The sequence below is a fragment of the Oligoflexus tunisiensis genome, from assembly GCF_001748245.1.
Lineage (GTDB): Bacteria > Bdellovibrionota_B > Oligoflexia > Oligoflexales > Oligoflexaceae > Oligoflexus > Oligoflexus tunisiensis.
In genome coordinates this window covers 4417471-4437382 of sequence record NZ_BDFO01000001.1, presented here as the reverse complement: position 1 = coordinate 4437382, position 19912 = coordinate 4417471, and the positions used below count along the sequence as shown (strand labels likewise).

The window sequence follows — 19912 nt, the reverse complement described above, 5'->3', positions numbered from 1 at the left end:
CAATTTCAAGTTTTTCGCGGTATGCAGCTTGCAAGCTCTCTGCGGGATCGACCGCCATGATCCTACCGCGTTGTGGAAAAAACCCCGTTTTTCCGCGGAAAATGATAATGCGCGAAGGCATGAAACCCGCCCTGTGGTTCCACCCGATAGCTCGAAAGCCGCAGTTCCGTCTCGGAACCCTCCAGCACATGAAAATGATTCCGCGACTCCTCATCCCCGCGCCCGCGATTCGATGTGGTGGTGCCACAGCTGATGAGCAGCAGAGGCGCCGTGCAGGCGTTGGGATGCGCCGCCACAACCGCCGCCTGATGCACATGCCCGGTGAGGATCATATCCAGCCGCACGCCGCCACAGACGTCCTGCCAGTCGGGCTGCAAAGAAGGATGATGAAAACCCTGATCCATCAGTCCAATCGGATGATGCAAAGCGAGGATGTGAAAATCGTTGGGATCGGCTTTGGCAAAGGCATCGCGACACATTTCCAGCTGCGAACGGCTGAGATGTCCCTGCACGAGGCGCGTGTACGGCCGAACGCTGTTGAGCGCGACGATGGTCGCTCCCGGCAGCTGCTCCACCCAGTCCAGCTCAGGATGAATGTAGCGCCGGTAGCGGGCAAAGGGCGTCAGGAGACGCTCCCAAAACCGATAGAGCGCAATATCATGATTGCCAGGACAGACCACCACCTGCGGCGTCAGCTGGCGGGCATTTTTCAAAAACTCAGCCGCCGCCACAAATTCGTCATGCCTGGCTCTCTGTGTCAAATCGCCTGTAATGACCAGACCTTCTGGCCTGAGCTTTGCAATGGCTTCAAGGAGCTGCTCCCCGATGGAATCGGAGTAATGGGGGCCAAAGTGGAGATCAGAGACATGAATCAGGCGCATGAAGGCTCCTACAATTCCTATATGACAACGAGAGTCGTTCCGCCTGCGCGGGCCCAGGAAACAGAATGCAACTCCCGGACCCAAGCGTCGGATGCCGGCCTCGCCTTTCGCAACTATTTTTTTGTCATCAATCCGGCGTCGGGCAGCGCCAATGTCGAGAGACTGCAGAGTTATGTGCAGGAAAAAGCCGGCAGACTCGGCAAGACGGTGAACTTTCATCGCCTGCAGCCGAGCGATGATCTGCCGTGCGTTATGGAAGAAGCCGCTCGCAACGGTGCGGAGGTTTTTGTCGCCGCCGGTGGTGATGGAACGCTGGCTGCGGTCGCGACCGAAGCCAGGCGTCTCGGCAAGGCCTTTGGTGTCATCCCCTCGGGAACCGCGAACGTCTTTGCTGCGGAACACATGATTCCAAAAGGGATTGAGGATGCGGTGGACCTCGTTCTGGAAGACGGCGCACTTGAGCCCGTGGATCTTGTGGTGGTGGACGGCAAAACCTTTCTTTGCCACGTGAGTGTGGGAACCTATTCCTGGATCACGACCACCACACCGCAGCATGCGAAAAAACGCTTTGGCCGGATCGCCTATCTTTGGAATGCGGTCAAGCTCCTGTTCAAGGAACGCATCTGGACCTTTGAGTTGGAGGTCGATGGTCAAAAGATGATGCGACGCGCGTCCACCATTATGGTGACCAATGCCGGCTCCATGGGCGCCACGGGTCTGCGCTGGGGTGACAATATTCGCACCAACGATGGACGGCTTGAAATCTGCATCATCCGCGCCCGCAATTTCCGGCATTACCTGTCGCTGCTCTGGTCCCTGGTCACCCGCAAACCGCATCATCCGCTGAAGGAATATGCCTTTGTTCAGCGCAGCGCGTCCATCAAAGGTCCAGCTCATCTGCCGATCCGCGCGGACGGCGAGGAAATTGGCTACGGGCAGTTTCATTTGCGCGTGGAAAAACATGGATTGGGTGTGCTGATGCCGCCTGATGCCCGGCAGAACCCGAATTTACATTAAAGGGCTTCATCAATCGGCAGCCAACCGATCAGCTTCACACTGAGCCTTTGCCAGAAGCTGCTGTCCGGTTCCTCGTGAAAGACGACTTCAGCGTTTTCGCGCAGACCCTTCCAGAGCAGGTCATCGTCGTCACAGGCCTGAGCCTCACAACGCAGACTGACCTTCCAGCTGTTGGTGGGCTGCATGCCGTGTTCGATCATTTCCGCCAGACTTTCGGCGAAGGCCCGGCTGCGAATCAGAACTCCGCATTCGGTGTTGAGATCCGAGGACCGCGGATCGAGATTGTAACTGCCGACAAACGAATATTCCCGATCGATGACGTAAGCCTTGGTGTGAAGGTTGGCCCGGCTCGCCAGGACGCCACGCGTGGTTTTCGAACGGGCCGGTTGATTGTCGCTCCGCCACTCATAAAGTTCCGCCCCGGCCTCCAGGACCGTATCGCGATACTTGGCATAACCGGCATGCGCCGCGAGCACATCATTGGATCGCATGGAATTCGTGAGTATGCGGATTTTCACGCCTTTTTTACGCCATTCCCGGATCCGGCGCAGGAGGGCCCGCGAGGGGATGAAATAGGCTGTTTCAACGAGCAGTTCCTGTTGCGGCTCCGGGAGCGTCAGGAGCTGTTCGCCAAAGGTTTCGGCCTCGTCATCAAAGACGATATCGGGTGAAGACGCCAGAATACGAAACGGCGCCCAGATCATACGGTTCAAACGACTGACAAGCCAGGGCAGGGCCTTGTCGGGCCCCAGACTGGTGAGGACGATCTGATCTTCCGGCGCGGTGGCAAACTGTTTTCGCAGAGCCATCCAGTCGGGTGAATCCCGATGGTTCAGATTCTCGCCTGGATCATTGACGGGCACCGAGGCGGCGGCATTCCAGTAAAGATCGAAGACCTTGCTAAAGCGTGTGGCTGCGGGACCGGCGGCCAGGACGTCGAGATCGCGGAAATTTTTCTGACCGTTCCAATCGAAGTATTCGTCGCCTATGTTGCGACCGCCGACAATGACAAAACTGCCGTCGACCAGGTAGAGCTTGTTGTGCATGCGATGAGTCATTCGATCATAGTCGAGCACCATTTCGAGACCGCGGGTGATCATGCCGAGACCGTCGCTGCCGGTGCTTGCGGGGTTGAAGAGCCGAATCTCGACCAGGGGATGGCGGTCCATGGCTTTGAGGAGGCTCCTTTGCTCACCTTTGTGAATGTCATCGAGCAGGATGCGGACCCGCACCCCGCGTTCGGCAGCATCCAGAAGCCGGGAGAGAATCAGACGTCCGGTGCGATCATGACGCCAGATGTAATACTGAATATCGATCGACCTGCGGGCTGTATCCGCTAGGGCTGTGCGGGCGCGCAGGGCGGTTGCGCCGTCAATCAACGGGTAAAAACCGGACTGTTTTGGATAGTCGCGCGTTTTCTCCAGGACCTCTTTCACCAGAGGCGCATGCTCGGGCGGCGGCAGTGTACTCGAATAAGGAGCTTCCTGCCGCGAACCCAGCGCATGTGCCGCACAGCCTGACAGAACGAAAGGGGCGATCAGGATGGCCAGCAGGATGGAGACGAGCATGAGAGTGTTCCCGGAATAAGTTCGCGTTTCTTGCCGAACTCCAACTTTGCAAGGACCGGGCCGGGATGGGTTGCAGATAGCGGTATGTCGGGGTGCAGCGACCGCGTTGGGATTGCTTGCAGACCGCAGTATGTTGAGGTGCAGAGACCGGGTTGGGGTTGGTGGCAGAGAGCACGGCTTGGGGTGCAGACCGGGCCGGGATGGGTTGCAGACAGCAGTATGTCGGGGTGCAGAAACCGGGTTGGATTCAGAGAGCACGGCGTCGGGGTGCAGAGACCATGAAGGGATTGTCCGGAGCCTGAATTATGTCGGGACGAACTAGGACCGGCCGCCATGGGCACGACCGGCCGGGATGGACCCGCGGCCTACACCGCGTCCGGAACGGTTACGATGATGGGCGCACCTTTGGTGATGACCATGGTGTGTTCGTATTGTGCGGTGACAAATTTGGGTTCGGTCACGAGCGTCCAGCCATCTGAACTGTCCTCGGCATGGTGAGCGCCGTTGGACAGAAAAGGTTCGATGGTAATGACCATGTTTTCTTTCAATAGCCTTTTATCCTTGGGATCATGAAACGGCGCGATAAATTCCGGCTCCTCGTGCAAGGCGCGGCCGACGCCGTGACTGCCGAGATTGCGAATGACGGTCAGGCGACGCCGTTTGGCTGTTGCCTCAACCGCGGCCCCGATCGCTCGAATGGGAGCACCGGCACGCGCCACCTTTATGGCTTCATTCAAAGCCTCCCGGGTGGCTTCGCAGAGCTGACGTTTGGGCTTGGTTTCGGGAGGAATCATAAAACTGCCACCGGTATCCGCGAAGAGTCCGTCGAGTTCCGCAGACACATCGATATTCACAAGATCCCGCGCCTGCAGCACCCGATTGCCCGGAATGCCATGCGCGATCTCGTGATTCACGGAGATACAGGTGGCGCCGGGAAATTTATACAGCAGCTCCGGAGCCGACCGTGCGCCGTGAGCGGCCAGGAAATCCCGGCCGATGGTGTCGAGCTCCCGCGTGGTCATGCCCGGCTCCATGCTGCGGGCCATATGCTGCAGGCAATTGGCAACAATGCGGCCAATGCGTTTCAGGCCTTCCAATTCTTCGATAGTTTCGATGGTCATGGGTTGGGTGTCCTCCCGTCGTTCCTGTTTCCACGTCGATGCGGCGATCATACTCCATTTCGCAGTCCGGTGCACCCCCCCCATGCGGTTAAGGAAAAGGTGATTCCGTGTGTCCTCCTGCTCAGGGAGAGTGACGTCCGCCAAGCTTCAGGATACACTGGTATTTTTAGACCATGATAAGGAACGACAAATGGTCCAGGAGTGGGATGTCATCATCGTGGGAGGCGGCATCGGCGGTCTAAGCTGCGCCCATTTTTTACGCCGAGCCGGCTTTAAAATCCGCGTCCTGGAACGGAGTCCAGGACTCAATGAAGTGGGCGCGGGTCTGCAGCTCGCCCCGAATGCCCAGGCAGCATTCAAGGAAATGAAGCTGCTGGATGACCTTCTGCCCCTGGGCTGGCCCATGCACAAGGTGGAACTGCGTTCCACGCGCAGTGGACTCCTGGCCACGATGGAGGCTGGCGCGGAACCTCTGCTCGCCATTCATCGGGCGCAGCTGCAAAAACTTCTCGCGCGGGATCTCGGGTCGGAAATCCTGCAGTTTGGAGTCAACATCACGGCCATGCGCGAGGAAGGGGATCGGGTGCAGGTGACTCTGCAGAATGGCGAAACCCTGACCGGAAAGCTTCTGATCGGCGCGGATGGCCTGCGTTCCCAGGTGCGATCGCAGTTTTTCCCGCCGGTAACCTTTCGTTATTCAGGGACCAGCAGTTATCGTGGCATTGCCCAGGCGCCAGGTCTGCTCAAGGATCCGCATGTCGGGGCGGAGATCTGGGGACCCGGCTGTCGCTTCGGTTACTCGCACATCACGAGCGCGGAGATTTACTGGTACTTGACCTTCGATTCCCCGCCGCAGGAACAAAGAACCCCCGCAGCATGCCACGCCCATGCCCTGCAGCTCATGGAGTCTTTTCCGGAACAAAAGCCCATCGTCGAACGCACGAACGTCGCACATCTGATTCACACCGATATCAGCGATATCAAGCCCACGGCCAACTGGGTCCGCGGTCGCGTTGCGCTGATGGGCGACGCGGCGCATGCCACGACTCCGAACCTGGGTCAGGGTGCAGCCCAGGCCATTGAAGATGCCTGGGCCCTGGGCCTGACCTTGCAAAAGTTTGATGCGGAACCCATTGCTCTGGAGGCCTACCTTGCCGTCCGCGAGGACAAGGCGCTCTGGATCGTGCGACAGTCCTGGTCGTTTCAATCGATCTGCCATCTGAAAAAACCATGGCAGCAGAGTCTGCGTGATTTTTGTGTGAAACATGTGCCAGCCGGGTTACAGAAGGCGAGTTTCGCCCGCATGTATAAACCCGAAGTCGGTCTATCTCATCCATGAAAGGACGTCCCGCATGCTGAAAAAAATTGGTCTGGTTCTGCTCGCCGTGGTCTTCGCGTTGCTCGTGTTCCCCAGTATCCTGCCTCATGAGGCCTCGATGGAAAGACGAGTGCTGATCCGCAGCACGCCGGCGACGATTTACGCGGTTCTGATCGATTTCAATCAGTTTCGCAGCTGGGATCCCTGGAGTCCGATGGAGCCGGAATCCACCTCGCAGGTGGAAGGACTGGGTGTGGGCTCACGTTATTCCTGGTCCGGAGAAAAAGTGGGGCGCGGGAGCATGCTGATTCAAAGCGTCAAGGAGAATGAGCAGGTGGATGTGCTTCTGACTTTTGAAGACCCATTTCCTGCTGAGGCTCTGACCGGCTGGCGCCTTGCGGATACCGGCAACGGTGAAACCGAAGTCACCTGGCACTACAAACAGGAAATGCCTTATTTTCAACGCTATTTCGGCCTCATGTTCGATGCTATGCTCGGCAAGGATTTTGAATCCGGCCTGGCGCGTCTGAAGACACGCATCGAAGGGCAGACATCCTGAGGTCATGGCGTTGACTTTGAATCCGGAGCTGCAGGAGCAGCCTTGGGTTGAGGAACCTCCCTCTCAGGCTGCTGCATGATCTTCATCCAGTTATTGTTCTGTCCGAGAAGAATTTTCGAGCCTTTTTCAACATTGAGTGTTGTGCCCTTGGCCAAAAGGACTTCGAAGACAGCGAGGGAACCATTGGTTTTCAGCATCTGCAGCAGAGCCTCGCCGCGGGAATGGGTTTCCTTGATAACCCAGCGCCTGGCGCTTTGTTTCACCAGCAAACCCTGACCGAGTTCACTGCTGTTTTTTAAAAGACCGGCCAGGATCAAACCATCGCGGGCATCCAGCACGACGGCATCATAACCAAGATTGCGTGACAGCCAGGCGAGGATGCTGGCCGCGTTACGGCGATCCTGGCCCGTGATGGCCCAGGTGCTCATGGATTTAAAATCCTTCCGGCTGTTCACCGTAATTCCCATTTTTGATCCGCGATCCGTAAGCACCATCTGCAAAAGTTCGGGATCCAGCAGGAGTTCCTGGGGCAGGTCGGCGAGTTCCGCGCCGGGATTCAGGCGGTGCATGAAATCCGCGTCCTCGGTGGGGACATACTGCAGAAAACCCAGGCTCGAAAAATCCTGCATGAGCCGATCCCAGCGTTTGGCTCGGTTCGGCGTGCTGCGTATGGTCAGGTGTCGAATCAGAGTGGGCTGCTCCTGCCAGCTGGATTCCGGCAGGCTGTTCCACCAGGTCAGAGGATCGGGAATGTCATCCGCATGCAAAGGTGCGGTAACGAGCAGCAGGATGGTGAAGAACATTTTTACCATGATATGGTGATGCCTCCCCCGATAAAGAGCAGGTTGAAACCGAATTCGCGGATGGCCAGATCGCTGGCGCTGGCCTCAAGGTCTTCGGAATCGCGTTCCAGGGACAGGCGCTCCGCAAAACCAAAGCCCATGATTTTCAGATCCCAGCCTGGTCGTTTCATCAGATCAAAGTAGGCATCGACCCCGACGCGGGAACTGGTGACCGACACCTTATTGGATTGAACGAGACCGGCCTGGGCCGAGCTGTAGGAAGCCCAGAGGCGGCTGCGCATCCAGAGGAGTTCCTTTTCCAGACCGAGTTCCGCGTTCAAATTCAAAACCTGTTTGGCTTCAAAGCGGGTCAGCCGGTATTCGCCCAGACTGTTCTGGACAGCCAGCTCGGATTCCAAATTGAGAAGCCCAATCTTGGGTTGCAGGTCGATGCGCGAAATCAAAAACTGCCAGGATTCTGGCGGCGTGAATTCCCAGGCCCAGCCGAGCGAGGCGCGACTCATTTCGAAATGTTCCTGCAAACCAAAGCGGGTTTGCTGCGCCTGAGGGGTCAGATCATAATACCATCGAAGGCCCGAGAGGGGACCGCTGCGCAGTTCGAGCAGCAGCGAGATAAGTGAGGTCTGCGTGATGACCGAGTCGCCCTGCACGAAGGAATGACCGTAGCGCAGGCCCGCATAGTTCGAGGTGAAACTTTCGAAGAGCATGCGATCCAAAAGATTGAGTAAGGAAAATCCTTGGGTTTCGCCGTTGATTTTCTTTTCGAACTCCGCCTGCCGTTGATTGCGACCCTCGCTGTTTTGAATCCAGTACCGCTCCCCGTCCTTGAGCGTGCCATAGGTCCGCTTCCATTCAAAACTCTCCGCCCGACCCTGCTCCAGGTTGCGGAATTCCTGGGTCCGACGGAGGCGCGCCTTGACCCTTGGCAGCCAAAGGTTTCGGCCGGGAACAAAGTGAAGCTGATAGATCAGGAGTTCCTCGGGCAGAAGCGGCATATCCGGATGCATGATGAGTTCGGTGGTTTTCCCGCCGGCTTTGTGCGTGTAAATCCAGCCGGTGGGCAGACTTTCGAGGATCATGCGGGACAGGAAACGGAGAACGCTGGCCTTCTGCAGGTCCTCCAGAAATTCCCCTTCGAGATGAAAGCTGAAGGTCTGCACGGGCGTCCATTGACCTTTGACCTGAAACTGAATGTCGATATCGATAAACTTCGGGCGGGTGATAAAGGTGATGCGCCAGGAGGCTTCCGCGGCGCCCGCCGGCTCTTTTTCCTCACGCTGACACAGATATTCCGCCAGGAAACCGGGCGAACTGTTATTGGCCAGAAGGTTCTGACCCAGGCCCTGACAGAGACGCAGCCACTGCGCCTGGCTGGTTTCGCCGCTCAGGATTTTGGCGCCGTCCTGCAGACGGATATAGGCTTTCTGATTTTTGGGATCAACGGGTACATATTCCTCGGCAGCATGCCCAGGCAGCGAGAGGAATAACATCATGATCCACAGATATCTCATGCCGCCATGAACTCTTCCTGTTTGAACTCAAGAATGAGCAGAGTCAGGTCGTCGTCAAACACCTGAGCCTTTTTGTTAAAGCTGATGGCATCCTTCATCAGGGCCTTGCAAAGCGTGAAAGGATCCTCGTGCGCGTGGGCCTGCAGGAACACCTTCATGGGTCGTGCGCCCCACTGCTTGCCGTCCGCGTTTTCCAGTTCGGTCAGGCCATCGGTATGAAGAATAATCTTGTCACCTGCGACCAGATTGACCGTTTCATTATAGAAAACCGAGTCCTTTTCCAGACCGAGAATGCAGGACGATTTTCGTTTTTGCAGAAGATAACGATAGGGCACCTTGGGATTCGGTCCGAGCCTCGGATCCTTCACGTTGGCTGGAATCAAAACCGGATACGGGTGACCGGCATTGGAGAAGGTCAGCGTGCGGTTTTCACTGTCGATTAAAAGCGCCAGGAAGCTCATGCAGAGTTTGCCACGCAGGGTTTGATAGAGCAGGGTATTCAAGGTTCGCAGGATGGCGGCCGGATCATTCGCCGCGAAGGCTCCCGCCATGATCTGTTCGGCAAGGATATGGGTCGACGCATAGGCGATGGCTGTGACGAGGGCCGCCGGCACACCGTGGCCGGTGGCATCGCCGATGACGATCAGCTCCCGGTTATTGCCCAAAGGATAGTGACCCCACCAGTCGCCGCCGCACTCGGAAGCCGGCTGATAGAAACTGGTCAGGAGCAGATGCCGGTTGCGGAAGGTCTGCTCTTTAAAGAAGGTGTTTTGCACGGACTGGGCCACGGAGAGTTCCTGATCCAGGCGGGCCTTTTCATGCTCGGCGGCCAGCAGATTGACGATCTTGCGCGTCATGAGGTTGAAGGCAGCTGAGAGCTGACCCAATTCATCCTTGGAGCGTACACTCACCGTGTGTCTGAAATCACCGGAACCCAGGCGCATGGTCGCGGCATAGAGTTCGCGGAGGTTCGCCAGAAGGTTGCGCAGGATCATGGACGAGAAGAAGAGGGCGATCAGGACGAAGAGCACCGTCCAGCGCAGCATGTCCCATAGGAAATCGCGAATCGCTTCATCAATGGCGGAACTGTCCTGGTGGGTCACCAGATGCAAAGGATAGCCGGGCACATGATGATAAGCCACGAAGTAGGAACCCTGCGGGGTTTTCAGTTCGCCCAGATAACCAGCGCCCAGATCGCCATGCATCAGCTTCTGGGCCTTGCTTACAAAACTTTTGACCGGCACGATGGAACGATAGGACTTGCGGGTGATAATATCGCGGAAGTTTTCATCCAGGAGAAAGCTTTGGACCCGGCGATCCTCCGAATTTGCCATCGGCATCACCCGCAGTTCAAAGCCCAGCACGAGCAGCAGCATTTCCGTCGAGCCCCGGATCGCGAGACGCCGGATCATCACCGCTTCGCTGGCGATTTGCGGATGCTGCAGAATACGAACTTCGTTGTTGCCGAGAGCCTTTTTCCACCAGGTGGCCGGGATCACGGGATACTCGGGATTCACACGCTCGACCAGGGTTTCCATTTCATTTTTTTGGTTCAAACGGAAAATTTGCAGACTTTGCGCTCCCTCTTCGCTGACGAGGAAGCCATCGATGAGTTCCGTGCGGGTCTTGCCCGAAGCTGTCAGCACCGCCTGCACGAGGTAGCTCAGGCGATTGTCCCAGCGGGTCAGGAGGCTGAAGATTTTTTCGCCCAGCAGCTGCGTGCCATCGATCAGACTGCTCTGATACTGCCGGTCGAGGTTTTCCCGCAGCGCCTGGCTGTTTTTAAACGTGATGGAACCCACCACGGTCAGCACGAGCACGATGGTGAAAACAAAGATTTTTGCGCCGAAGCTTTGTCGCATTCCAAAAGCCATGGTAATCCTGATATTTCCTTTCTGCATCTTCGGTATGATCGGGAAAATACTGAATGCCTTCAGACCGGGCAAATCTTACCGATAGAGGGAACCAGGAGGTTGCATCATGCCACTTCGCATGCTGATGCTCTGGCTCCTGGCTCTGTCCTTCTCCGTCGCCTGGATCGTCTGGCCACACCAGGTGGGGAAAAAGGAAGGGGCCTTGGCTCACGTGGCCAGGATTCAGGGAAATGTTTCCATTCGACCGGCGGGGAGCTTTGGCTGGACCTCGGCCCGGAAGGGAAGCCATTTGCAGGCGCTTGATGCGATTGCCACCGGGACCAACAGCCGGGCCGAACTCCTGCTCGTCAACGGAGCCACCATTGTTCTACCGGCTGATACGCAAATCAAACTGCAGGCGCAGACGGTGATCCCCGGCATGACCATCTCCTTGATCAAAGGTGGGCTGGAGGTCCAGGCCGAGGGGGGTCAGCCGGCGTCCAGCAAAAAACCTGTGACGCCCAAACCGGGCATCAGGCTGGCTGCGGCCAAACCCATCACCATTCAAACCAATCGCTACAGCGTGGACCTTTCCCGACTCGAGGGCCAGTTCAAGCTACAGGCTGGTGCCGGAGCGCAGGCTTCCAGGCCCGAAACCGTGCGTGTTCAGAATGCCAAAGGCGCCATCAGCCTCGCGAAACTGGAGGACAGCGCCCGGCCCAAACTCGATGAGCAGCTGGATGAATCCTTTGCGGACACACCGATTCCGGCTGTGATCGAAGTCAGCCCCGAACCGCCTGTCGAAGCACCCCGTATCAAGACGATCGAAGCCGTGAAGGTGCCCGAATCTGAAACCGTGCCGGAAAGCATGGATGAAACGCCGGCGCCCGAAACATTGCCGCTGGTGGATGAACCGGAAGAGGAGCTGGTTCCGCCGCGCCTGAAGGATACCCAGCTGGATTTCTGGGCCGTGGATTCCATCGAGGAAACATTGGAGATTCCTTTGGTGCTGCCCCTCGCGGGCCCCAAACCTGATTTCAACCCGGAGCGCTGGCAGACCATCCTGCGCATCAGCCTTCGCGGTACGAAGCAAACGATCATCGTCAAACGCGAACCGGGATCACTGGGCATGTTCTTCTATCTGCGTGAACTGCAGAGCCTTTTGCCACAAAAGGACCTCGAGGGTCTGCAGCTCGTGATCGAAAGCGGGCTTATGCGTCGCGGCGATAACGAAGACGATGTGCGCATGGCTGATCTTAAAACCGCGGTGACCCTGCACAGTTTGCAGAATCGCCAGGCGATGACCCTGCTGATGGATGGCTGGCGTTATGTGGAACCCACCGATCAGTGGATCCGCACGCCTTTCCTGTCCCGCGCGGACGTCACGCTCCACCTCCTGGAACCTCTCATGCTGGCGGAACTGGAAGGCTATGTGCGCGGCGCCAGAGCTTTTACCGTGCAGCCATTGCACGCGGCCTCGCGTTTAACCGCGATCCATTTCGTGCGCGGTCAGAGTATTGTCGCGACAACGGATGTGACTGATGAACGTGTGATCAAAGGCCTGATCAGGAGACTGGAACCGGATCTGGTGTATCAGGGTTCCCATCAGGCCTTCCTTGGCGGCAAGGGTTCCTTTGATCTGAATAAGGAAACCCAACGTGCAGGTGATCTTTATTATGTGCGGAATACCCGGGTGCTGAAGCTGGATCGCAATCTTTTCAAAACGCATTCGGCGGCCCGTGCCTTCATCCGTAACTTCGATCCCTACTTCATGAGCATGCCGGTCGAAATCCTTTATAACAGGAACTGAGCCCTTATTTCTGCTGGATGACCATGTCGCTGACATTGCCGATCACCATGAAATATCGTTCTCCCAGAAGGTCAAGGCTCAGCCCGCCTGCACTTTTTGCATGAAACACATCGAGACCGATCGTGATCTGATTGCCGTTCTGCTCAAAACAGGGCATGACGCCGAGCGGTGCCTGATGAATGTGAGGATGGCGCGTGAGGTCTGGAAAGGCGGAGCCTGGATACACCGGAATATTGGATCCTGCGTCCGGCTCGATGCGCAGCTGGGGGTAGGTTCCGCCCGCACACTTCAGTGCCGCTTTCTTTGCGCAACTGGAACGAGCCTGCTGGGTTGAGGCCAGGCTCGTAAAACTCAAGCCGGACAGCTGAGTTTGCAGCGTCGATGGAATGGGCGTGCAGACCGCGCGATAGCGAACCTGATAGCTTTGCGAAAGGTCGGGGCGATTGTTGCCAGGGACCATTTTCGGACGCTTGATCGTCAACTCGTGCAGGGAACTGATCACCACATCGGACGGGTTGACGACAAAGGCCAGATCCCGCTTGAGCATATTCGCGAGCGACTGTTTCATTTTCAGGGATTGATCCTGGGCCACCTGCTGGGCGGCCTGCTGCTGCGCTTTGCCGAAATAGCTGCTGGAAAGCCAGGCGATCACGCCGATGATCAGACTTGTGATCATGAATTCAATCAGACTGAAGCCCGCTTCGCGTCCGGGTGCCCGAGGTCTACGCTTATTTGTTGACATAAAGTGAGCCACTCCGTTTTTTAAGATCAAGTTCGGTGCCATTCGCATGGGCCCAGAAGAGGATGTAATCGACACTGGCCCCTGCGGAGCTGCGATTGGGATCCAGATATTCGGCACAGTTGATGACATTGCCGGACTGCAGATCGTTCAGCTGGATCGCGATCTCGACGAAGGCCAGCGGTGAACTCAGAAGGCTCTCCTGGGGCTGACTCGTGTCCCGCAGGATATTGAGACAAAAATGAAAGCGGCCATTGGCTCCCCTTTCCACGCGCGGGCAGCGATTCAGGGATGACCCTGCGAAACTGTTGGCTGCAAGTTCGCGGCTGAAGAGATTGTTCCAGGCTCCGCTGTTGACCCCGGAGGGCACAGCCGCCAGTGCACTCGACCGATTGCTGGTGTAGAGTCTGAGGAAGGACTGGCTTGCGAAAAACGATGCCGGATCCCCGCAAGGAACCGAGGCGCTGGTGATATTGGTCTTGATGAATGTTTTCAAGGAATCATCAAGTACCGCGATGATTTGCTGATAACCTTCACCAGCTTTCACAGAAACCTTGGCCTTTTTTGTAACGACAAGGGCGCGACTGGCGAACATCACAATCAATGAGATCAGGGCCACCGCGATCAAAACGCTGATGAGACTGAAACCGGCTTCGTGATTGTCTTCTGGCCTGTTCTGGGGTTTTTTCATATGAATCCCATGTGGTGAGTCGCCCAAGAATACGTTAACATGAGACGAGTTTGGTTTTCCAAAAAGGTGGCTATGAAAAATCTGGTTCTTCTGATCGTGGGACTTGGCCTGCTCTTTTTCTTCTTCAAACCGCAGAAGAAAAGTTCGGAGCCATCCTCATCCGCCCCATCGCAAAAGTTATCCGCGCGCGCCTCGCAGGAGCCCAAGCTGAAGGTCGAGGATCCTGTTGAAACGCCGGGCCCCACGCTCAAAGAGGAGACCCAGGCCATCAAGGCTGCGGGTCTCGCGAGGCAGGCCGGATTTCGTAACCTTCCCATCAAACAGGTCAATGGGCACTGGGAACTCCCGATCAAGTTTACAGCGACTCACAAGCATTGTGAAATGGGCGATCTCGATTTGATTCGTATCGACCAAAAACGTCGGGGTGTGCGCAGCCTGATCCTGGCCCTCGACGATATGAGCAGCCGCGAGAACGTGGTCTATCAAAAACTGAATGTCGAACAGCTCGTCGGGCAGTCCCTGACTCTGAGATGGAAGGCCAGCGAGGAGTTGCGGCCGCTGGGCCTCTATATTTGCAGCGACGTGAACGAGAGGCAGTCCTGCCACGCAGCTCGCGTCGGTGATGTCAATCAAGCTTTGAAACCAAAAGAACCTCGCCGTGAGATCGACAAGGTTTACTACTTTCAATTCATCCAGGAAGGTCCGCGGCTGGCGCTCCTCGATTCGTCGCGTCAGCTTGCGAAAAATCCCAAAGTTCTGGGGCGGGCTCTGGCGGCGGTCGGCATCCCGTCCGGCGAGGCCCGCAAACTCGCCGAGAACGTGAGTCAGCATCATGTGGGAATCGGATCCAAGTCTGCCCGCTTTGAAGATAAGCAGCTGACGATTGATCTGCCTCAGAACGATCCAGCCTGCCCGCTGCCTCACTTGAAATTCTGAGTGAGCATGGCGCCCCATCCGGCCTGCCCTTTGCCTCACTGGAGCACGGCGCTCAAATTGAGCTTTTCCCGGGCGGCCTCGTCGAATGCCGTGGCATAGTTTGCCTGCTTCAATTTGTTTTGCAGCCAAAGATCTCCTGCCGTCATCCCATTGGCTTCCAGAAAATGAGCCAGGGTATTGCCGGTCGGAGCCTCAATCTCCAGATTGAAAACAGTCCGATCAGGATTTTTGATAATCTCCTGGCTGACCGCGGTCCTGACGCCTTCCGCTGTCAGGATCTCAGCAAGCTCTCGAGCCTGAACCACGCCTCCGAAACGATCAAGGAAGGGGTGGTCCGGCGTCACGATCAGCTCTCGATTTTTACCAAAGTTAAGGCGCAGGAGACTGTCTGATTCCGGGCCGGCGGTCACGCGCTTGACGCGGAAAGCACGCTGCAGGATTGGATTCCAAACCTGATCGCCCGGCAAAATATCTTCGATCTGTTTATGGCTTCCATCGCCCATCCGAATCCGAGTCCCAGCGACAAAGCAGCCTTTTTTCGAGTCGCGGAAACCCACGGGTCCTTCCTGCTGGCAGCCGTTGGCTGGATCGAAGGAATAAATGGGGGCTCCGATGGGATTGGGCAGACTATTATGCTGCATGCAGGACCACTTGCCAGGAATCATAGTGGCATAGGAACCGTTTTCCCCTTTGAATGGCCCATCATACCAGACCGAAGTGTTCGCGCACTTGCTCTTGCAGATCGAGGGATCGGGTGGCGGCGGAAGTTCAACGTCCAGGATCAAGCGCAGCTCAGGCGGTGGTGCGGCTTCATCCACACCCTCGATCCGACCTATGATCGTATAGCTCTTGCCATTCTCGACGGTAAAAACAGGCGTTTTCACCAGCCGCGCACCTGGATTGGTGATCGAGATCGCGCCGTGCTTGGGAAAGATGCCAGGGTTCGACGGATCGTCACTGCTGTATGTTTCGTCCAATTCCGAGATGTAAATTTCACCAGAAACCGCCACACCGCCGACGATCAGTTCCGCCGAGAGATCGGGAACGTCGACCGTCACGGATTTTTGCCGGTCACCGGCATCGGCGGAGGCGACCTGGGATTCTGAGCCTGAAGTTATTTCCACCTCGGAGAGCCGCAAGACAGCCGAAGTCACCCGCGGTGCTTCGATCGGAACCTGAGCCAGGATTTTCTTTTTCACATCCGCGCCTGTTTTTTCGTCCCGCACCAGGGTGGAAATTTCCACATCCGCCGAGGTAATGCGCGTTGGATTCGCACTGCCCAGATCACGGTTAAAACCCAGGAGTTTGATCTCATGGCGCGCGCATTGGGTGCCCTTGCAGAAATCGATCGCCCGGGCTGTACCAGTCATGATGCTCGTGAGTTTCGCGTTATCCAATATACGGCTGTGGGGTTGCGCGACGGTCACGGTCTGATTCTGGGCCAGGAATTTGGTATTGTCTGGTATTTTACTGGCAAACTGGGTGAGCTTCGGATTCGGAACCAAATAAGGCTCAGGATATAGGCCAAAACCATTGGCAGCGCTGTTCGAGCTGAGAAGCCCTTTATAAAGGCTGAGACTGGACAAAGCCTGGGCTTCCATTTCCGTTCGCAGGCGATGACGATCGGCCTCGCGGGTTGTGTTCATAACGCTGCGAAACTGGGTCGTCGCAGCGATCACTCCGATCACGCCGATGGCGAGTGTCAGAGAAATATTTCCGTCCTGATTTCGTGTTTTCATGCTTTTCCCCTAGATTTCCCTTAGGATACTCATTGAATAAACTCGTGATGCGACTCAATTCGGCCTGCTTGACATCTGGAAATGGTGAAGCTGTCTCGCAGCATTAAAGCACCCCCTGCGCACCTGAGAGTGAAACCTGGATGATCGGGATTAAGGCCCCCTCACACAGATCACCGTGTTTAAATAGGCTCCGGTGGACGCCGCATTCTTGCTCATGCCCTGTGTCACCCCATCAGCCAGGAACAGACGCCACGCACCGTTGGCTGCCGATGACGAAGTCGTGGCGGACCAGAAGTAGTGATCATCCACATTGGATATGAAAAAGCTATTGTTCCGGGTCGTCGCCGCTGTTCCACCTTTATAACCGATATCGCGCATGCCATGCATAACAGCTGTTTGCATGTCATTCATGGTTGGCAGGCGCCAGTCGGTAAAGCCACCAAACTCCAAGTCATTGCAGTGCACCACAGCATTGGACCAGGTGGAGCCTGTGATACCCGGTGCGGCTCCTGTGACCGGATAGGACTCTGACCAATACTGCTGCGTGATACGATCGTAGAACACGCAGTCGTCGGTATTGGCATTACACGTGCCATCACTTGTCATATCCATCCAGATGTTTGTGGTTGTATCGCAGGTCGCGCCATCTCCAAAACCGGGCAGGTTAACCGTGGGCAGCACATCGCTGTTGTTGTTCCAGTTGTCGACGCTGTCCCACCAGTCGTAACTTGTGCCGGCGGTGCCAGCGTTGTTATTAGGCATGGCATCCTGGTTATAAACCGCGGAGTTGATCCGGTTTTGACAAAGGGTTCGGATCTGTCCTGTCAGACCACCAGCGGTTTTGCCATAACGCAAATCCCAGGCGGACAGGGCCGAGGTGTCAACCGATTTATAAGTGCTGGTGGTCAAGCAACCTGTTTGACCATCGCCGGTGCACACGGCAATGGTCCCTGTCGTACCAAAGATGGTGGCATTCCCTGCGATATTGGCTTCGGTAAGATCAGTATCACCGGTCCCAGTGTGCAGGGCACCGGTGGAATCAAACCATTCGAAATCAGCTGCACCTTTGATCTGGGCATTAAACGTGGCCAAGGTCAAATCACCGGTGCCGGTATTCCCGGAAAGAGGGTTGGTGGACGATGGATAATCCCCGGTCACGCCCGCAAGGAGCACACCCTTTTTGATATTGCCCGCGGTGATATTCGTGAAGTCGGCGGATTTATAGGTGCTGGTCGTCACGCAGCCGGTCGCATTGTTGGTGGAACAATCGGCCAGAGTTGGCGTTGTTCCTGATCCACCCATACCGTAGCTGCCGTTGCTCACGCGAACGTTGGCGGCGTTGGGAAGCGTCAGCGTACCGTTGCTGCCGGTGCCGCTGACACCGAAGCTGACTCCGCTCAAAACATTGCCAGCCGCAGGCAGGACGACGTTACCGGGCGTTCCCGCCACAGTTTGACCCGAAAGAACCTTGCTGGCCAGTCCGGACGTATCCGCTGCGCGATACGAGGCCGTGGAGACACAACCGGTGGCCCCATCGCTTGCACAGAGTCCATGCGATTCCGCGGTCGCGGAGCCGCCGATGCCAGCGACAGTGAAACCGCTGACGATTTTCGCGGCAAGGCCACTGGTCTCAGCGGCCGTATAGGATGCATTGGCTACACAATCGGTTGCACCATCCGCAGCGCAGCTATTGTGTGATTCCGCAGCGGTTGTTCCGGGAATGCCAGCGACCGTGTTGCCCGTGACAATTTTTGCGGCGAGACCTGCGGTGGCGGCTGCCGTATACGAAGCTGTCGCGACACAGCCGGTGGCGCCATCTGCCGCGCAGTTGCCATGCGACTCAGCAGTGGCCGAACCGGGTATACCGGCGACGGTATTTCCACTTACGATTTTGGGAGCGAGTCCACTGGTGGCGGCGGCTGTATAGGATGCAGTCGCCACACAACCGGTCGCACCATCCGCGGCACAGTTGCCATGGGATTCGGCGATGGCACTACCGGACACACCGGCTACCGATTGGCCTGTTACAACCTTTGCAGCCAGGCCGGTGGTGACAGCGGCTGCCATCAAAGGCCCAACCGCAACGCAACCCGTGGCACCATCGCTGGCGCAATCTCCGAGCGTGGGAGTGGTTCCATTACCACCGATACCAAAGGCACCGGCACCGGACCGAACCTGTGCTGCAGCAGGAAGAGTCAAGGTCCCTGTGCTGCCGCTGCCGCCGACTCCATAGGAAGTTCCTGTGTAAACCACATTGGTTGCGGGCAATGTCACATTACCCGCAGTGCCAGCCACGGTCTGACCGGAAAGAACCTTATCCGCAAGGCCCGTGGTGAGGGCTGCAGTATAGGTTGCGGTTGCGACACAACCGGTGGCACCATCCGCTCCGCAGTTGCTGTGGGATTCTGCAGTGGCGGAACCTGAAATGCCAGCAACGGTATTACCGGAGACCACTTTTGCCGCGAGGCCGGTGGTGAGAGCAGCCGTGTATGTGGTGGTCGCCACGCAACCGGTGGCGCCGTCAGCCGCGCAGTTGCCATGTGATTCTTCAATGGCCGAACCGGCGACACCAGCAACGGTGTTGCCCGTTACAACTTTTGCAGCAAGACCTGTGGTCAGGGCTGCAGTGTAAGTGGCAGTCGCCACACAACCGGTGGCACCATCCGTCGCACAGTTGTTATGAGATTCTTCCGTTGCGGAGCCGGAGACTCCTGCGACTATGTTTCCCGTCAAAATTTTTGGAGCCAGACCCGAAGTCGCAGCTGCCGTATAGGAAGGATTGGCGACACAACCCGTGGCCCCATCCGCAGCACAGGCGATGTGGGATTCGGCAGCAGTGGAACCAGCGATGCCTGCGACTGTGTTTCCAGATACAATTTTTGCAGCGAGGCCTGTGGTCAGAGCCGCTGTGTAAGTGGCCGTCGCCACGCAACCCGTCGCGCCATCAGCCGCACAGTTGTTGTGAGATTCTTCAGTCGCGGTACCCAAAACACCTGCGACTGTGTTACCCGAAACAATTTTTGGACCCAGTCCAGTCGTTGCCGCTGCGGTATACGAAGCATTGGCAACGCAACCGGTGGCCCCATCCGCAGCACATGCGATGTGGGATTCGGCGGCCGTTGAACCAGCGATACCTGCGACGGTGTTTCCAAATACAATTTTTGCAGCAAGGCCAGTGGTCAGAGCCGCAGTATAAGTAGCCGTCGCCACGCAACCAGTGGCCCCATCGGCTGCACAGGCGCTGTGTGATTCCTCAACGGCAGAACCGGAGACACCAGCCACTGTATTTCCCGACACGATTTTCGCAGCGAGGCCCGTGGTGGCTGCTGCCGTGAAATTCGCTGTCGCCACGCAACCGATGTCACC

At 56.9% G+C, this 19912-nt stretch carries 15 protein-coding genes; 5 read left to right on the top strand and 10 right to left on the bottom strand.

The genetic code is table 11. The features are described 5' to 3' along the window. Positions 1-62: 62 nt before the first annotated feature. Positions 63-881, bottom strand: coding sequence for a metallophosphoesterase family protein (locus OLTU_RS18335; RefSeq protein ID WP_176736745.1), 819 nt, complete (start codon positions 879-881; stop codon positions 63-65). Between OLTU_RS18335 and OLTU_RS18330 the strand changes: the two genes are divergently transcribed. Next, entirely contained in the window at positions 867-1898 is a 1032-nt protein-coding gene (locus tag OLTU_RS18330; RefSeq protein WP_176736744.1) for a diacylglycerol/lipid kinase family protein, read from the top strand. The genes OLTU_RS18335 and OLTU_RS18330 overlap by 15 nt on opposite strands. Here OLTU_RS18330 and OLTU_RS18325 read toward each other — a convergent pair. Both OLTU_RS18325 and map read right to left on the bottom strand, forming a co-directional pair. After that, positions 1895-3466 carry a phospholipase D-like domain-containing protein gene (locus tag OLTU_RS18325; RefSeq protein ID WP_141734212.1) on the bottom strand — a complete coding sequence of 524 codons (1572 nt, stop codon included), beginning with the start codon at positions 3464-3466 and terminating at the stop codon, positions 1895-1897. The genes OLTU_RS18330 and OLTU_RS18325 overlap by 4 nt on opposite strands. Positions 3467-3831: 365 nt before the next feature. Next, entirely contained in the window at positions 3832-4587 is a 756-nt protein-coding gene (gene map, locus OLTU_RS18320; protein ID WP_141734211.1) for a type I methionyl aminopeptidase, read from the bottom strand. A 190-nt stretch (positions 4588-4777) separates the two neighbouring features. Between map and OLTU_RS18315 the strand changes: the two genes are divergently transcribed. Together OLTU_RS18315 and OLTU_RS18310 are read left to right on the top strand one after the other, a co-directional pair. Continuing rightward, complete coding sequence (locus OLTU_RS18315) at positions 4778-5926, top strand: FAD-dependent oxidoreductase (protein ID WP_141734210.1); 1149 nt, start codon at positions 4778-4780, stop codon at positions 5924-5926. 13 nt (positions 5927-5939) lie between these two features. Next, a complete protein-coding gene (locus OLTU_RS18310; RefSeq protein ID WP_176736743.1) occupies positions 5940-6464 on the top strand; it encodes an SRPBCC family protein in 525 nt (174 codons plus the stop codon). Positions 6465-6466: 2 nt separating this feature from the next. Here OLTU_RS18310 and OLTU_RS18305 read toward each other — a convergent pair whose 3' ends face one another. Genes OLTU_RS18305 through OLTU_RS18295 form a run of 3 tightly spaced genes read right to left on the bottom strand, consistent with a single transcriptional unit; the run spans position 6467 to position 10640 of the window. Further along, on the bottom strand, positions 6467-7276 hold the full coding sequence (locus tag OLTU_RS18305; protein WP_141734208.1) for a hypothetical protein: 810 nt from the start codon (positions 7274-7276) through the stop codon (positions 6467-6469). Continuing rightward, positions 7270-8760: a hypothetical protein gene (locus OLTU_RS18300; RefSeq protein ID WP_218110116.1), complete on the bottom strand. Its 1491-nt coding sequence runs from the start codon at positions 8758-8760 to the stop codon at positions 7270-7272. Before OLTU_RS18300 ends, OLTU_RS18305 begins: the two co-directional genes overlap by 7 nt. 14 nt (positions 8761-8774) lie before the next feature. After that, positions 8775-10640 carry a PP2C family protein-serine/threonine phosphatase gene (locus OLTU_RS18295; RefSeq protein WP_218110115.1) on the bottom strand — a complete coding sequence of 622 codons (1866 nt, stop codon included), beginning with the start codon at positions 10638-10640 and terminating at the stop codon, positions 8775-8777. A 118-nt stretch (positions 10641-10758) separates the two neighbouring features. Between OLTU_RS18295 and OLTU_RS18290 the strand changes: the two genes are divergently transcribed. After that, positions 10759-12441, top strand: a complete 1683-nt coding sequence (locus OLTU_RS18290; protein ID WP_141734205.1) for a FecR domain-containing protein — start codon at positions 10759-10761, stop codon at positions 12439-12441. Positions 12442-12445: 4 nt separating this feature from the next. Here the strand turns inward: OLTU_RS18290 and OLTU_RS18285 are convergent, their stop codons facing one another. Further along, complete coding sequence (locus OLTU_RS18285; RefSeq protein WP_176736741.1) at positions 12446-13183, bottom strand: prepilin-type N-terminal cleavage/methylation domain-containing protein; 738 nt, start codon at positions 13181-13183, stop codon at positions 12446-12448. Continuing rightward, positions 13170-13871 (bottom strand): PulJ/GspJ family protein, encoded by a 702-nt coding sequence (locus OLTU_RS18280; RefSeq protein ID WP_141734203.1) that lies wholly within the window; start codon positions 13869-13871, stop codon positions 13170-13172. The genes OLTU_RS18285 and OLTU_RS18280 overlap by 14 nt, the downstream gene beginning before the upstream one ends. A 39-nt stretch (positions 13872-13910) precedes the next feature. On the opposite strand from OLTU_RS18280, the gene OLTU_RS18275 reads away from it, so the two are divergent. Next, entirely contained in the window at positions 13911-14807 is an 897-nt protein-coding gene (locus tag OLTU_RS18275) for a hypothetical protein (RefSeq protein WP_141734202.1), read from the top strand. A 35-nt stretch (positions 14808-14842) separates the two neighbouring features. Here the strand turns inward: OLTU_RS18275 and OLTU_RS18270 are convergent, their stop codons facing one another. Further along, the gene (locus tag OLTU_RS18270; RefSeq protein WP_141734201.1) at positions 14843-16546 is read right to left on the bottom strand and encodes a Hint domain-containing protein; all 1704 of its coding nucleotides are present in this window, start codon (positions 16544-16546) and stop codon (positions 14843-14845) included. Between the two features lie 150 nt (positions 16547-16696). Then, positions 16697-19912 (bottom strand): Lcl C-terminal domain-containing protein (locus tag OLTU_RS18265; protein WP_218110114.1); only part of this gene is annotated, 3216 nt, incomplete at its 5' end.